The 14718-nt window shown below is 55.2% G+C and carries 11 protein-coding genes and 1 tRNA gene; 1 reads left to right on the top strand and 11 read right to left on the bottom strand.

Annotation, left to right across the window (positions count from 1 at the left end; translation table 11 throughout):
* Nucleotides 1–302 precede the first annotated feature (302 nt).
* From ACR0DE_RS04260 to ACR0DE_RS04225, 8 genes are read right to left on the bottom strand one after another with little or no spacing between them, the layout of a single operon-like run.
* Complete coding sequence (locus tag ACR0DE_RS04260) at nt 303–1607, bottom strand: aminotransferase (RefSeq protein ID WP_370644454.1); 1305 nt, start codon at nt 1605–1607, stop codon at nt 303–305.
* A gap of 52 nt (nt 1608–1659) precedes the next feature.
* Nucleotides 1660–3222 carry a trimethylamine methyltransferase family protein gene (locus ACR0DE_RS04255; protein WP_170465232.1) on the bottom strand — a complete coding sequence of 521 codons (1563 nt, stop codon included), beginning with the start codon at nt 3220–3222 and terminating at the stop codon, nt 1660–1662.
* Complete coding sequence (locus ACR0DE_RS04250; RefSeq protein ID WP_170465235.1) at nt 3215–4447, bottom strand: aromatic ring-hydroxylating oxygenase subunit alpha; 1233 nt, start codon at nt 4445–4447, stop codon at nt 3215–3217. The genes ACR0DE_RS04255 and ACR0DE_RS04250 overlap by 8 nt, the downstream gene beginning before the upstream one ends.
* Nucleotides 4447–6507 (bottom strand): oxidoreductase, encoded by a 2061-nt coding sequence (locus ACR0DE_RS04245; protein ID WP_170465237.1) that lies wholly within the window; start codon nt 6505–6507, stop codon nt 4447–4449. Before ACR0DE_RS04245 ends, ACR0DE_RS04250 begins: the two co-directional genes overlap by 1 nt.
* A gap of 60 nt (nt 6508–6567) precedes the next feature.
* The gene (locus tag ACR0DE_RS04240; protein WP_223117072.1) at nt 6568–7629 is read right to left on the bottom strand and encodes an ABC transporter substrate-binding protein; all 1062 of its coding nucleotides are present in this window, start codon (nt 7627–7629) and stop codon (nt 6568–6570) included.
* A 17-nt stretch (nt 7630–7646) separates the two neighbouring features.
* On the bottom strand, nt 7647–8744 hold the full coding sequence (locus tag ACR0DE_RS04235) for an ABC transporter ATP-binding protein (protein WP_170465241.1): 1098 nt from the start codon (nt 8742–8744) through the stop codon (nt 7647–7649).
* Complete coding sequence (locus ACR0DE_RS04230) at nt 8741–9529, bottom strand: ABC transporter permease (protein WP_170465243.1); 789 nt, start codon at nt 9527–9529, stop codon at nt 8741–8743. The genes ACR0DE_RS04235 and ACR0DE_RS04230 overlap by 4 nt, the downstream gene beginning before the upstream one ends.
* The gene (locus tag ACR0DE_RS04225) at nt 9526–10386 is read right to left on the bottom strand and encodes an ABC transporter permease (RefSeq protein WP_170465245.1); all 861 of its coding nucleotides are present in this window, start codon (nt 10384–10386) and stop codon (nt 9526–9528) included. Before ACR0DE_RS04225 ends, ACR0DE_RS04230 begins: the two co-directional genes overlap by 4 nt.
* Before the next feature lie 203 nt (nt 10387–10589).
* Here ACR0DE_RS04225 and ACR0DE_RS04220 point away from each other — a divergent pair, with 203 nt between their 5' ends.
* Entirely contained in the window at nt 10590–11156 is a 567-nt protein-coding gene (locus ACR0DE_RS04220; protein ID WP_480435933.1) for a TetR family transcriptional regulator C-terminal domain-containing protein, read from the top strand.
* A 598-nt stretch (nt 11157–11754) separates the two neighbouring features.
* Here the strand turns inward: ACR0DE_RS04220 and ACR0DE_RS04215 are convergent.
* The 3 genes from ACR0DE_RS04215 to ACR0DE_RS04205 form a co-directional block, all read right to left on the bottom strand.
* A tRNA-Arg gene (locus ACR0DE_RS04215) sits at nt 11755–11831 on the bottom strand.
* 64 nt (nt 11832–11895) lie between these two features.
* Nucleotides 11896–13278 (bottom strand): sensor histidine kinase, encoded by a 1383-nt coding sequence (locus ACR0DE_RS04210; RefSeq protein WP_480454529.1) that lies wholly within the window; start codon nt 13276–13278, stop codon nt 11896–11898.
* A gap of 18 nt (nt 13279–13296) precedes the next feature.
* Nucleotides 13297–14715, bottom strand: a complete 1419-nt coding sequence (locus tag ACR0DE_RS04205) for a dihydrolipoyl dehydrogenase family protein (protein ID WP_480751985.1) — start codon at nt 14713–14715, stop codon at nt 13297–13299.
* Between the last annotated feature and the right edge of the window lie 3 nt (nt 14716–14718).

Below are 14718 nucleotides of genomic sequence, written 5' to 3'. Positions count from 1 at the left end.
TTGTGTTCTCGAACTTCTGCATTTGCGCTTTAGTTCAGAGGCGCGAGAATACAGCCTTGAGTTGAAACGCTTCACAGCAACAAACCGCAATCACCCTTGAGGCGGTTTTATGTGAAGCGATCTCTGGTTGAGTAACGGCCGTTCAGTGGAACAAGTACGAAAGGCTGCCTCGCGGACAAAGCTGCCGATTAGTCAGTTTGCCGGGATGTGTGACAACGGCCCAAAGCCGACATTTAGAACGGAATCCAAATGCTGCAGAGGCATCTCGTTTTGTGGACATTCGCAACAATGGTGCCTGCTCTTCATTGGTCACTGATTCCAACAAGCCACGTTCTTGTCGCTTCAAGCCCTTCGCGCAAAACAGAAAACATCTTCTTAATTTCACTTTCGCTAATGATAAGGGGCGGTGAAAGAACACACATATTGATCACAGGTCGAACCAATAACCCACGTTTTTGGCATTCTATATCGATCTGGCCACCAATCTCGTAGTCGCGACCCAAATCGCTCTGAGGATCACCATCAACCGAGCATTGAACGCACCCCATCAAACCCATCCCGCGCACATCGGCAACGATGTCAACGTGACGCAATTGCTGCAGTTGATCTTGAAATATCGGAGCGACTTTTCGAACGTGTTCGAGTAGCTTTTCTCGTTCAATAATCTCCATGCTTTTCAATCCGGCGGCCGCGCTAACCGGGTGACCAGAATAGGTGTAGCCATTTGAGAAGGTTGCACCTTTTCCTGCAACGTCTGCAATCAATCGGTCAGAGATTATCGCGGCACCCATCGGCGCGTACCCAGAGGTCATCCCTTTGGCGCAAGTGATTATGTCTGGTTGGATGCCGAAAACAGCCTCTGACGAAAACCAATGACCCAATCGCCCGAAAGCTGTCACCACTTCGTCGGAGATATACAGAACATCATACTTCCTGCAGATGTTTAAACAGCCTTCGTGATATCCTTTTGGCGGCACGATCACGCCACCAGACGCCAGAACCGGTTCAGCGATAAAAGCGGCAACATTTTCTGGACCAAGCGCCACAATGGCATTTTCAAGGTCGGAAACTTTCTCGTTCAGAAAGCTCACTTCGCTTTGACCAGGTGCGCGGTAGAGCGGATTCACGTCCGGCAGGAAATGTGCGAGGTCATCGGCCTTGTCGAGCCAAAGCCTGTCACGCTCTTTTCCACTGACGCTGGCCGCCAAGTAGGTGCTTCCATGATAGGCTTTTTGCCTTGAAATGATTTTCTTTTTCTCGGGGCGACCCAGAAGGTTGTTTCGAAAATGGACAAATCGGATAGCCGTATCCACCGCAGTGGAACCACCGGTGGTAAAAAAGACGTTGTTCAAATCGCCGGGTGCACGTTTGGCGATTTCGCGTGCAAACCGGGCAGCGGTCGAGTTGGCGTTGTTGAAGGGCGAGAAATAGGCAAGGTTACGCGCTTGCTCGGCCATGGCCTCGGCCATCTCCTCTCGTCCATAACCGATCTGGGTGCACCACATGCCTCCCGGCCCGTCGATCAAGCGTTCGCCTTGTTCGTTCACCACATGGATGCCGCTGGCACCTTCGATAAATGTCCGGTCGTTCTCGCGCAAAGTTGCCATCCCTTCCCACGGGTGCAGGAAGTGATCGTTGTCCCATTGCTTGGCGTTTGAATTATCCACGGCGGGCCATGCTTTCTGCGCTCATCACAATTGGGAACTCTTCACGAACCTGAGCGTCTGAGGCACCGAAGTAGTTGGGGAAATGGTTGTCGAGAATGGAATTAGCCTTGTCACGGGCGCGGTCCATCAGATCTGTTTTGCCTTCGTTTTCCCATGTATCTGTACGCTCACGATCCATAAGCCGCGGGTAGACGAACTCGCTGTTCATATAGTTCAGCGTGTGTGGGTTGCCGAGGAAGTGACCAGGATCGATGGCGCACTGGTGGATCACATCCACTGCCATGGTTTCATCCGTTACCTCTATTCCGCGTAGCGATCGCAGGATCATCCCGCCCGCTTCGTCATCGATAACCATGCTTTCAAAACTGCATCCCATGAGGCTGCCAATCATACCCCCGAACTCGCACAGACGGTTTGCACCAGCATGGGCGGCAAGTGTGAAGGTCAGCGCCTTTTCCAACCCGTACTGCGCATCGGGAATTTTGGCGTCGGTCATGCCTGCGCCAACGGATGTGGGAAGGCCATAGAAATTGCCCATCTGAATGGCTGCCGCCCCGATCAGGGCCTGTTCGCCGCTGCCTCCGGTGAACGACCCGCTGCGCAGATCGGTGATAAAGGGCCAGGCAGCAAAGCAGATAGGACAACCTGGTGTGATGAGGTTCACGATCGCAACACAGGCCAACGTTTCGGCCACGGTTTGAACCAGTGTTCCCGCAAGCGTCGCGGGGGCTGTAGCCCCGGCCTGCGGAGGCACAGCCAGATCGACTGTCAGGCCAAGTTTGGCGGTATCAATCAGGATTTCCATATTTTCCTTGCCGATCCGCAGCGGCGAAACCATGGGACAGCCGCCAAAAATGACGCTTGGCTTTTTCATAAAAGCCCCCTCGCCACCCTGAGCCAAATCAAACATGCGGATGGCATGGGGGATATGACTGCGGTCGCGAAAGGTCAGACAGGCGGGCTTTTGGCTGCCTGCGAGCATTGCATATATGGTGTTCATATCGTGGGCGAAATCATCGGTCACATCGGTGGCCAAGACTGTGTCGCCCAGCATATGGATATTGTCCAAACGGTCCACCAGACGGGTGAAGTCATAGACATCACGCAGAACCGATGGGCGATAGGACTTGGTGTGCGAGTCAAAGGTGGTGACGGCGGTTCCAGAGTTGGCGAAGTAAACGCTCTCTGCCGAGCAATGCATGTCGTCTTTGCCTTCACGCTCTCCGCGGGCATAGACGTAAAACTCCTTGGCAGCACCAGCCAGGATGTCTTCCATCAGGGCACGGGGGAAGCACAGCCGATTGAGGTCATTCATCACCGCGCCATTGGGAAGCACCAGATCAAGCAGTTCCGGAAAATGGTCGGTAACGCCGGTGTTTTCCAGAACGGTCAGGGCCGCTTGGTGGATGTTCTCCATATCTGATTGGGTCAACGGCTTATAGCGTCCGCCACTTAGGCCTCCACGTACGGCCTCATTGCCCGTGGTCGCCTGTTGCACCTTTATGCGCGCGGCGCGCCCGCCACCACCGCGACGGCGTGATTTTGCCTCAGCCATGACCGGACATCCTTTGTTCTGGTTCCGGGCTGATCATGTTGAAATAGAAATCGTAGAAGTCCTGGATCGAGGTTTCCATCTCGCCCAAGGGGCCCGGTTGGAAGTATTGAGAATTTACGCCGGACTGGTTGTGGCGAATGATACGTTCGTCATCCATAGATGTGACACGCCAAAGCCAGGTCAGGTCTTCCATGTTGTAATCCTGGTCTTCTTCAGCATCAGCGCGAACCAGCCAGACCACCTGAATGTCGGTTTCCTGTAGACCACGTGGAATGAAACGGTAGCCGACCATGTGATCCGAATAGATCAGGAACCAGTTCAATGGACCAATGTCAAAGTCAGTTGCGCCACCGTCGAAACTTTTCAACGTTCCAAGCAATGGCGCAAGCGCCTCTCCCGATTTGCTGCCGGTTTTGTAGCCTGGATAAAGTGGATAGCGCCGATAGTACCCGCTGGTGAACGGGGTGGGCGCAGCGTCGCCGACAAGCGCCAACTCATCAGGTGACAGCCCGGCTTCCACAGCCTTTGCCTTTAGCGGTTCAACCAAACCAGCCATGTCTTGCGGGGATTTCAGGCTATGAGAACGGGAATACTCTTTGTGCGCTGGCCCGCAGTGATAGCACTCAAGATAGTTCTCAACCGCCAGTTTCCAATTCGCTGGAACGGGAAATGACGCCGTATGCGCGATTTTCAGATCGTCAAAGCCATAGGGCTCGACAAGCGGCGAAAGCTGGTTGAGGACAGGCTCAAGCGATGGTGTGTTCGCATCGGCACAGACAAAGATCAGGCCCTTGAAGACACTCACCTGAACGGGAAAAAGCCCGAATTTGGATGGGTCAAAGTGTTCCCCCATATTGTGGCCCGCACGAAGTTTACCCGATAGCTCATATGTCCAGGCGTGGTAGGGGCAAACAAGAACGCGGGCGTTGCCGGACTGTTCGGTGCAAACGCGAGAACCCCGATGGCGGCAGACATTCAGATGGGCGCAAATTCCGCCCTCACGATCGCGAACAATGATGATACTCTCCGGGCCATAGTCAAACAGGAAATAGTCACCGGGGTTTGGGATTTGGCTGGCATGCCCAGCCCAAAGCCAGTTGCGGTTCCAGACCTGGGCGATGTCATAATTATATATGTCTTGCGAGGTATAGAAACCGCGCGGTAAGGCGTGGCCGTACTGGTGCGAGGCTATCAACGCATCCAACTCAAACGGTCGGCTGTTCATCACGTTTCCTCCAAATCGATTATCTCGCGGCGAAACCAGTCCTTGTCTGCTTCTGCCTCGGGGCGTTCAAAGTCGCGGGCGGCACGGTGACCTGCGAAGACTGCGTCGACGATCAGTCCCGGAGAAGCGGCATCGCCAATAAGTTCAAGGGTCTTCAACCCGAGACCGCGCAAGCTGTCATAAAGCGCTGTCTCCCGATGGCGCTCGGTGACCAGAACTGTCGAGGCACACGGAATATCCGTTTCGCGACCGGTAAAGGCACAACCGATGCGTGCCATGCCACCTTCAACCGCCGTCAGCACCTGATTGCAGCGAATGTCTATGCCGAGCTCGATCAGGCGGGCCTGAATGCGCGGCTGCTCCAAAGTATTGACGGCGTAAGCTGAGACCAAACTCTCCGGCGTGACAAAAACCACCTGGTATCCCGCGGTTGCCAGTTTTTCGGCGATCACCCCTGCCAGATAGATGTGGTCATCATCATAGATCGTCACCGGCCCATCCGGAGGCAGAAGACCGTTCATGATGTCATCAGGCGTCAACACTTTGGCGCTTTGCTCGATCTGAGGCATACGGCGTTGTGTGCTACGGCCGATGCCGTCGGTGCGCCAATGGCTGCCGGTGGCCACAAAGACGTGTTCGACGCCTAGCTCTGCCACCTGATCGCCATCAAGTCTGCTGTCAGTGAACAGCTGAACGTTGCCGCGCTGCCTTAGGTCATTCAGGCGGTAGTCGACGACGCGGGACCAAGCTGCGAGGCCGGGAAGTCTGCTTTCCTTCGTAACCCGCCCGCCCAATTCGGCTGACGCCTCGGCCAAGGTTACTTGATATCCTCGCCTTGCCAACTGCGTAGCGCATTCAAGACCTGCAGGGCCACCGCCAATGACCAAAGTATCCGCGCTGCTCTTCTTCGGCGCGATGATCTCGGGGTGCCAACCGCGTCGCCATTCCTCGCCCATCGTGGGGTTTTGAGTGCAGCGGATCGGGATGCCCAAATTGTCGGATGAAACGCAGATATTGCAGCCGATGCATTCGCGGATTTCGTCAATGCGGCCCTCTTCAATCTTTTTCGGAATGAACGGGTCCGCGATGGAAGGTCGTGCGGCTCCGATAAGGTCGACAATTCCCTTTTTGACCATCGACAGCATCATGTCGGGGGATGTCAGGCGCCCGACACCAACCACAGGTTTCCGGGTGATCTGTTTGACGTGTGACAGAAGCGCGTTCTGATATCCGTCTTCTGGCTGAAAACGGGTCGTCGCACTGTCATTGGACCAGTCGGCTACATTCACATCCCAGAGATCCGGGAGGTCAGACAAAAGCTCGACCACGGCGCGGCCTTCTTCCGCGGCCTGCATGCCGCTGACGCCCATCATCTCGTCAATGGCAAAGCGGAACGCCACGGCGCAGCTGTCACCCACCGCTTCGTGGGTGTCTTCCAGCAATTCGCGTGTCAGGCGCACACGATTTTCAAGCGACCCGCCGTATTCATCACTACGCTGGTTCATATGCGGCAACATAAAATGCTGCGCCAGTGTCATGTTGTGTCCGGCATAGATGTAAATGATGTCGAACCCTGCGTCTTTAGCGCGCAAGGCGGCGTCGCGGTGCCAACGGCGGAATTCGCGAATATCGGACTTATCCATGGCCTGCGCCTGCTTGGGATGCGTCGTATCGACGGACATCTCGGAAGGTGCAAGAACCGGCGCGCGGGTCAGCAGGTTTTGCGCATGGTTGCCATTGTGCACCAGCTGGATGGCCGCCAGCGCACCATGCGCGTGTACCGCATCCGTCATCAACCGCAACGCGGGCACATCGCGACCGTCCCATAACCGTCCCTCGGCATAAGGAGACAAGTCTGAGGTTGGGTGGATCTCAGTTTCCTGATTTGAAACCACCGCCCACCCGCCTTCGGCCTTCATCCCACGAACGGCAGCATCCGCCCGTGGACGGAGGTGCCCCAGCCCAGTGCAATGGGGCACCTGATAGAAGCGGTTCCTGGCTGTCACGGGACCGATCTGGACCGGTTCAAAAAGCAGAGCATATGGGTTCGCGTCCAACATGTTCACGCGTTATCCTGTATTTGGGATCCGGAACCGAAAGGCCCCGGAAATGGAGTTGTGTCAGAAGCCGGCTTTGATCCGTTCGAATTCAGACAGCATTTTCGCCTCAAGCTCGGGATTCACCGCATCAAAGAACAAGCTGCCTTCGAAGAAGCTTTTTGGATCCGAGAACCCATAGGCTTCGATGTTGGCTTGATCGGCTATTTCGAACGCTTTTGCGTTGGAATGTGGGTAGCCCCAATTGTCGATGATGTACTGGCCGCTGGCAGGATCGGAGAGCGCGTTCAACAGATCGTAGACCTGATCGACAGGTGTCGTCGACGATTTCAGATGCACGTAGCCACACGCCCAGGTCGCGATACCTTTGTCGACGTCACGCATCATGGCGGCAGGCACTTCGTTCCAGATCAGGTTCAGTTCGGACTGGTTCCAGGCCCAGCCCAGTTCGATCTCACCACTGGTCATAGCCTGATCGAACTGACCCGCATCTGACCAGTAAAAGCGCATGTTCGGGTGGATCGAGCGCAGGAAATCAGATGCTTCCTTGAACTGTTCGTCACTCAGATTCGTGTAATTGTCGGCATTTCCAGTAGCCAGCGCTGCCAAGGCATATGCAGACGATGCAGCATCCGGGATGGCGATCTTGCCCGCATAGGCCGGATCAGCCAGCAGTTGCAGCGAGATGTCATCGCCTGAGATTTTGTCGGTGCGATAGATAAGGCCCGTGTTCCCCCACTCGAACGGCAACATGTAAAGCTGGCCGTCCAGTACGATGGCGTCCACTTCCTTGATCTCAGGCAACACATCGGCCCAATTTGTCAGCTTGCTTTCGTCCAGCGGTTGGATCAAATCGGCCGCGACCCATTTCCGGACCGCGTCGGAACAAGGATGCGCCAGATCAGCTGTGAAACCCGAACTTAGTTTCGTAAAGGCTTCCTCCTGACTCCCGAAATAAGAATAGCTTGGCGCCTCATTCCCGTACTTTTCCATGTAGCTGGCAAAGAACCCGGGATCTTCATATCCCGACCAGTCAAAAACCGTAAGATCAGCGCCATTGGCACTGGCACTTCCCGTACTAATCGCCGTCGCACATGCGAAGGCCGCAATTCCCTTAAGTCTCATTCTATCCTCCCACTGATTTACTTTGTGTCTGTACCAAGATCGATTACGCTGGCCCCCTGAAGCCCCAGCCAAACAACGTCTCCGCGCTTGAAATCGACCGTGTGAAAATAGTTCGGAACAGATACCGAGATTGGTTTCTCAGCTCCCGCCACTTGAATGTGGTAATGAATGTTCTCGCCGTAGAAGGCGACGTTGCTGACAGTGCCTTGGACCGTTGACGGGTAGTCTTCGGGCTTTTCAGCAGAGATTTCCAATTGTTCCGGGCGAATACCGATGTTCATGTCTTTACTGCTGGTTACAACGTTGGGATTTTTCTCGATCTCAATCCGCCCGAAGGCGGCTGCGTCGATCGACAACATATCGCCGGTTTCACCCAGCAACTGAGCAGGCAGTATGTTCATTTCACCGATGAAACTGGCCACTTGCTGATCACAAGGACGGGCATAAAGCGTGGTTGGTGTGTCCACCTGCTTGAGCCGTCCGTTAAACATCACGCCAATACGATCTGACATGGTCATCGCCTCATATTGGTCGTGTGTGACCATCACAAAGGTGATACCAAGCGATTGCTGCAAATTGCGCATTTCAAACTGCATCTGTTCGCGCAACTTCTTGTCGAGCGCCGACAAGGGCTCATCCAGCAACAACACTTTGGGTCGCATGATCAGCGCGCGCGCGAGCGCCACCCTTTGCCGCTGCCCACCCGACAACTCACTTGCGCCGCGATCCTGAAGGCCGCCCAGCTCGACCATTTCTAGGGCTTCTGCTACGCGCTGGTCGATCTCAGCCTTGGGTGCCTTGCCCCGTAGTCCATAGGCCACGTTGTTCCCAACGTTCAAGTGCGGGAAGATGGCGTAGCTTTGAAAGACCATGTTTGTTGGTCGGTTGTTGGCTGGGACACCTTCCATATCCTGACCATCGATCAGCACGGTGCCCTCGGTCGGTTCCTGGAATCCCGCGATCATCCGCAATACCGTGGTTTTGCCACATCCCGATGGGCCGAGGAGTGAGAAAAACTCGCCCTCTTTGAGATCGAGATTGATCCCGCTAGCCGCTAGGAAAGTGCCATAGCGTTTCTCGACGCCCCTGAGTTCTATGATATTTCTGACTGTCATCGGACCTCTGATGCAGATGAGCGGCGGCGGAAATACTCGGCCAATACCAAAAGCAGAACCGAGGTGAGCAGCAAGATGGAGCCAAGCGCCAGCACATTGGGAAGCTTGGCGGGGAAACGGATCTGGCTCCAGATATAGACCGGGAGGGTTGGCTGGTTGCCTGACAGGAAAAAGGCTAGGACGAACTCATCGAAGCTGACCGTAAAAGTGACCAGCATACTGGCTACGATACCGGGGGAAACGACTGGCAGCGTCACGCGGCGGAAGGTTTCGAACACGCCGACGCCCAGATCGTAAGATGCCTCTTCCAGCGATGCGTCAAAGTCATCAAAGGCAGATTTCAAGATCGAAACTGAAAACGGTAAGGCGAGGAACGTATGGCCCAGAACAACGGTCAGCAAAGACGGTTTGAGACCGAGAAACAGAAATAGGACCAGCATTGACGAGGCCACGATAATGCCCGGAATAACCAAAGGCAGCATCACCAGCCCTTCAGCCGCACGCTGACCCCTAAATCGATAGCGAACAAAGGCGCGAGCGGCAAAAAGCCCCATAGCCGTGGATAGAATTGCAACGACCGTGCCGACGCCAAGCGAATTCCAAAGGGCCTGGATCAACGTATCCTGCTCGCCCAGCTTGCGATACCAGTCCAGCGTCCAACCCTTGATCGGAAAGGCAACGATTGTGCCGCTGTTGAACGAGAACAACGGCAGGAAAAGGACCGGCAGGTACAAAAATACCAGGTAGAGGAAAGCGTAGGCTGTCAGGGTTGAAGGACGTCTCATTTGATCCGCCTCCCAAGCCGGGTGGCGGTAATGACAAACACGATGGCGACAAAACCAACCGACAGCATTGCGATCAGCGACAGCGTGGCGCCGAGGGGCCAGTTGTTGGCGGCGCCGAACTGCACCTGAATAAGATTGGCGATCATCTTCCCGTCCGATCCGCCGACGAGTGCCGGGGTCACATAGTCACCGACAGTGGGGATGAAGATGATCAGGCAAGCAGCAATTATCCCCGGGATCGTCAGCGGCAGCGTCACCCGCATGAAGCGTTGCAAAGGGCTGTTGCCGAGGTCGGTGGCGGCCTCCAACAGGCTCGGATCGATCTTCTGCAACGAGACATAGATCGGCAGGATCGCAAAAGGTGCCCAGGCGTGGGCAAGCGTCAGTACGACAGCGAATTCATTATAGAGCAAGAAGTCGAGCGGTTCGTCGATCAGACCAAGCATCAGCAGCGCAGAATTCATCACCCCGTTGAACCCAAGGATGAGTTTCCAGGCAAACACACGCAACAGATAGCTGGACCAGAACGGAATGGTGATGAGCAAAAGCCAGATGGTCTTTTTCCGGGCCTTCATCGCGATAAAGTACGCGATGGGATAGGCCAGTGCGACAGTGACTACCGTAACTGCTCCGGCAATCCAGATTGACCTTAGCATTAAGTGTCGAACCAGCGGATCAGCAAAAGCCTCGCTATAGTTTTTCAGCGTCGGTGACTTGTCGAGCGTTACGTAGGTTTGGGTCCAGAACGAATACGCAATCAAGATCACTAAAGGCGCTGCCACCAGAAACCCCACGTAAGCCGTGGCCGGTGCGCTAAGGGTAAAACCCCGGGACGCTTCACTGCGAAAAATCACCATATCCCCTTCTTGGATTTACGAGCCACTAATGGACGATCGTCCATTTAATGTTGCGCCAGAAAGGCCTTTCGTGTCAATCTTCCTGTGAACCGCCCGAATTAGAAGGCCCTAAGCTAATGGAATCATTGAATAAGGCGACAGAGTTCAAAGGAAGAAAGCGTAGTTCGAAGCGTGACCCAGAGGCCAATAGGCAGCTTCTGATCATGGCAACATTGGACACTATTGCTGATATTGGAGTTACCGATACGTCGGTCAGCCGCATCTGCGAGCGTTCCGGTTTATCACGCGGAATGATCCATTTGCATTTTGGTGGGAAAGACAATTTGTTGACGGCGGCAGCCCAACATTTCAGCACCCAGTATTATGCTGAGATGGACAGATTGACCGATCTTGGCTTGGATGCATCGCCTGAAGACCGAGTGATGGCTGTTATCGAGGCGGACCTGTCCGAAGCTTTGCTGAATCCAAGAAGTACGAAAATCTGGCATGCTTTCCGAGGTATCGCAAGCTCACACCCAGGCATTGCCCGTTACAGCAGCACTCAGGATTACAGACTTGTTGAAACCTTGAGGCTTGCGTTTTTGGAGATAGCGCAACAAACCGGGCGTGACCCAAACTTGGTTGACGATGCTGCCAGCGGAACGCTGGCATTGCTGGAAGGTATGTGGGTGAACTATCTTACTGATATGCAGGGATTTTCGCGACGTCGCTCTGTTGATCTAATAAGAAGATTCTTGGGCGGGCTTTTCCCCGGAAAGTTCAAATTGTGAACCTTGGCGACGCTTAAGTTTTAGATAGACACGAAGCCTCTTCTTGGATAGCCGACCATTGGTTTTTGCGGGCCTCCTCGCGCCTAAGTGTTATCCACCCTGCCTTTGACGAAATTCAATGTCTGCTTTGTGCTGGAGAAAGCTCCCCATTGCAGATGCAGCGAATGACAGCTTTCCGTCCGTTTCGTTAGAATAACAACGCGTTCTTGCGCAAACAGTACTCGCGCAGCCTGCTCCGCTGCACCTGTTTTGGGGCAGCGGGATTTGGACAAGCCAGACGCCCCTGGCCATCAGGGGCAAGGCGCTGCCTTCCCCCTCGGGCAACCCTATTAGACAACACCGTGTCCTCGGCTACGCCTGCGAGCCGCACCACTATTGTCGAATAGCATTGCCTCGCCCCCATCCGCGTTCGCCACGTGGCAGATCAGCAGGAACAGGCGCCTTCGGCGACTGATCTGCAAATCAGCCCTGATTTTCCCAATGGAGAAGTCAGGATCATTGAAACCGGTCTAGGTGCTGGATGGAAGGATGTGAGGCGAAAATGGAAAGGTTCTGTCGCTGGTGGCAGAACTATGTGTCGCCTGACACAGGAAACCAGTGGCGGACCGAGGAGGATTCGAACCCCCGACCCCTTGATTCGTAGTCAAGTACTCTATCCAGCTGAGCTATCGGTCCGCGTTGGTGAGGCGGTATTTAGACCTGAGGCCGAGGGCGCGCAAGTCGATTCTTCAAAAAAGCTTCAAAAAGTCATATCACCGCGTGGAAGCCTTATTTCAAAGGTGGTTCCATCAGGCCCTGTGTCTTTCAGAAACAGGTCTCCGCCGTGACCCCGCACCAATTCTTGCGAAATCGCAAGCCCAAGTCCCGAGCCGCCTTTGCGAACACCACCCTGAAATGGTGTAAACAGATTCTCTCGGGCCTTAGGAGGCAGGCCTGGACCCGTATCGCTGATTTCGATGCACCAGTCGGCTTCAAGCTCAGATGCAGACACCGTTACGCGCCCCGCCTTACCCGAGACCAGAAGTGCTTGCCGGGCATTGCGCACAAGATTCATGACAACCCTGAAAATCTGTTCCGGGTCGGCACGGATAACAAGATCTTCGGGTACGTCGTTCACAATCTCAACGCAGGCATCGGCAATGGCGAGTTGCTCGCTGGCGACAACATCTGCGGTAACGTCCCGCAAGCGAACCATGGTCAGGGTTGGGGCTGGTTCTTCGGCGCGTCCGAACGCCAAGGTGCTTTCGCACAAAGAAACCGCCCGCGTGATCGAATTGACAAGTTTGGGTGCCATTCGCGCCACCAGGGGGTCATTGCTTGCTTCAATTCGATCGGTAAACAGCTGAGCAGAGGTCAGAATGTTGCGCAGATCGTGGCTGACCTTGGCCACCGCCCCGCCCAACTGGGCCAGACGTTCACGTTGTTTCAGGGCCTGGGTCAGATCGGTTTGAAGCATCTGCAGGGCCTCTTCGGCCTCGCGCAGTTCGGTCACCTTTGAATTGGGGGAGATGATGCCGCGCGCATCCTCAGGTGCGCTAGCATAGCGCTGCATGTAGCCAACAACGCTTTTGATCGGACGCACCAGTACCACGCGCACAGCCAGAAACAGGAACGAGGCCGTTATGATTGAGATCACAAAGGACAGCCCAAGGATGCGGAGCCCATAATCCGTCATGGCCATGCGCAAGGGCTCACTGTCCATTGTCACTTCGATCAACAGTCCTGCGTCTTTGACCGGTGCGCCGATCACACGGATAACTTCGTTTTCGGGGATGAACAGCCGCGAGACCGCATCACGGATCAGCACCCAAGCGCTGGCATTACGCAAATCAAAGGTCTTGGTGATCTGGGTCGGGATCGGTGAAGACAGCATGAGCTGACGCACCTCGTCGCGGCGCAATACGACGTTATAGACCCCCGCATTTGACAGCAATTCCGCTTCAAGCTCATCAGCCAGCATATCGTCGGCCAACAAAGCAAGCGAGGCGATCTGGGCGCGTTCCAGCCGGTTCAGCAGAAAATCTTCACGGAAACGCGCGATCGAGGGCACAAAGATCAGTACTTCGGCCAACATGACGAAGACCGTCGTCAGGATCAGAAATCGGCCCGACAGCGAGTTCACTTTGCGCTCCTCCTTGGGTCAGGGAATCCAGCGCTGGACGAACCTGACCACTCGTTTAACCATTTGATTCTCAAACAGCCTTGGAGAGAAATAGGCTCCTGCCACACGTTTGTTAAGCTCTCCGACCGTTGGGTAAGGCGAAACCATCGTTGCGATCTGACCCATCTTGAGATTATTGACCAGCGCCAGCGACCACAAGTTGATCAATTCTCCGGCCTGATATCCGACGATTGTCGCGCCCACAGGTCGGCCCTTTACGACCATCACCTTGATGAACCCCTTGGTCTTGCGCTCGGAAACTGCGCGGTCATTGTGGTGATAGTCGAACCGGGCAACCTCCACCGCGTCGCCATGCTGTTCACGGGCTTGTGTCTCGGTCAGGCCGACCTGTGCCAGTTCGGGATCTGTATAGGTGGCCCATGGGATATGAGCGGTCTTCGCTTTCGACGGAAGCCCAAATAAGGCAGAGCGGATGATGATCCCCGCATGATATCCGGCGACATGGGTAAATTGCAGCCCACCTGCAACATCACCAATGGCATAGACCTTGCGATTGCTCGTGCGTAAAGAGTCGTCCACCTTGATGCCTGCCCGCGTGCTGTCGATCCCGGCAGCGCCGAGGTTCAGACGGTCGATATTGGCCTTGCGTCCGACGGCCAGCAACAGATGAGAGCCCGCGTAGACCTCATCATTCTCAGTGACCACCTCAATGGTGCCTGCATTTTCTCGGATCTGGGACACCATGGCGTTTTCATGGATTTCGACACCTTCAGTCCGAAGACTATCCAGCACGACGGCTGCAGCTTCAGGGTCGTCTTTGCCCAGCGCACTAAGGCCCTCGATCACGGTCACTTTGCAGCCCAGCCGGATATGCGCCTGCGCCATTTCCATGCCGATGGGACCTCCGCCGATGATCAGCAGGTGCTCGGGCTTATCGCGCAGGTCGAATATGGTCTCGTTGGTGTAATACGGCACTTGATCCAGCCCGGGCAGCGGCGGCACCAAGGGCGATGAACCTGTGGCCACCACGACGCGTCGGGCGGTGATCAGGTGATCTCCGGCCTGTACCTGCGTGGGTGAGATGAATCGGCCGTACTCCCGGATTACCTTGACGCCAAAGCCTTCAAAACGCTCCTGACTGTCCATGGGTTCGATCTGGGCGATAACACTCTGCACATGATCCTTGGCAGCTGCGTAATCCACTTGTGGCATCGCATCCGCGACGCCAAAAGCCGACGCGTGGGCCTGAGCATATGCAGCCTGGCCGCTGGCGATCAGAGCTTTGGATGGGACACAGCCGAAGTTCAGGCAATCCCCACCCATCTTGTGGCCTTCCAGCAGGATGACATCCGCACCCATCTGGCTGGCCCCGGCGGCTACAGACAACCCGCCTGACCCGGCCCCGATCACCAGGATATCGGTTTTCAACTCTTGCATGGA

Source organism: Ruegeria sp. C10 (assembly GCF_056537805.1).
This window is presented reverse-complemented; position numbering and strand designations above follow the sequence as displayed.

Excerpts from the sequence above, each read along its gene's own strand:
- ACR0DE_RS04250 (WP_170465235.1), bottom strand. The coding sequence starts at position 4,447 with ATGAACAGCCGACCGTTTGAGTTGGATGCGTTGATAGCCTCGCACCAG.
- ACR0DE_RS04260 (WP_370644454.1), bottom strand. The coding sequence starts at position 1,607 with ATGGCAACTTTGCGCGAGAACGACCGGACATTTATCGAAGGTGCCAGC.
- ACR0DE_RS04255 (WP_170465232.1), bottom strand. The coding sequence starts at position 3,222 with ATGGCTGAGGCAAAATCACGCCGTCGCGGTGGTGGCGGGCGCGCCGCG.
- ACR0DE_RS04235 (WP_170465241.1), bottom strand. The coding sequence starts at position 8,744 with ATGACAGTCAGAAATATCATAGAACTCAGGGGCGTCGAGAAACGCTAT.
- ACR0DE_RS04240 (WP_223117072.1), bottom strand. The coding sequence starts at position 7,629 with ATGAGACTTAAGGGAATTGCGGCCTTCGCATGTGCGACGGCGATTAGT.
- ACR0DE_RS04220 (WP_480435933.1), top strand. The coding sequence starts at position 10,590 with ATGGCAACATTGGACACTATTGCTGATATTGGAGTTACCGATACGTCG.
- ACR0DE_RS04225 (WP_170465245.1), bottom strand. The coding sequence starts at position 10,386 with ATGGTGATTTTTCGCAGTGAAGCGTCCCGGGGTTTTACCCTTAGCGCA.
- ACR0DE_RS04230 (WP_170465243.1), bottom strand. The coding sequence starts at position 9,529 with ATGAGACGTCCTTCAACCCTGACAGCCTACGCTTTCCTCTACCTGGTA.
- ACR0DE_RS04245 (WP_170465237.1), bottom strand. The coding sequence starts at position 6,507 with ATGTTGGACGCGAACCCATATGCTCTGCTTTTTGAACCGGTCCAGATC.
- ACR0DE_RS04205 (WP_480751985.1), bottom strand. The coding sequence starts at position 14,715 with ATGCAAGAGTTGAAAACCGATATCCTGGTGATCGGGGCCGGGTCAGGC.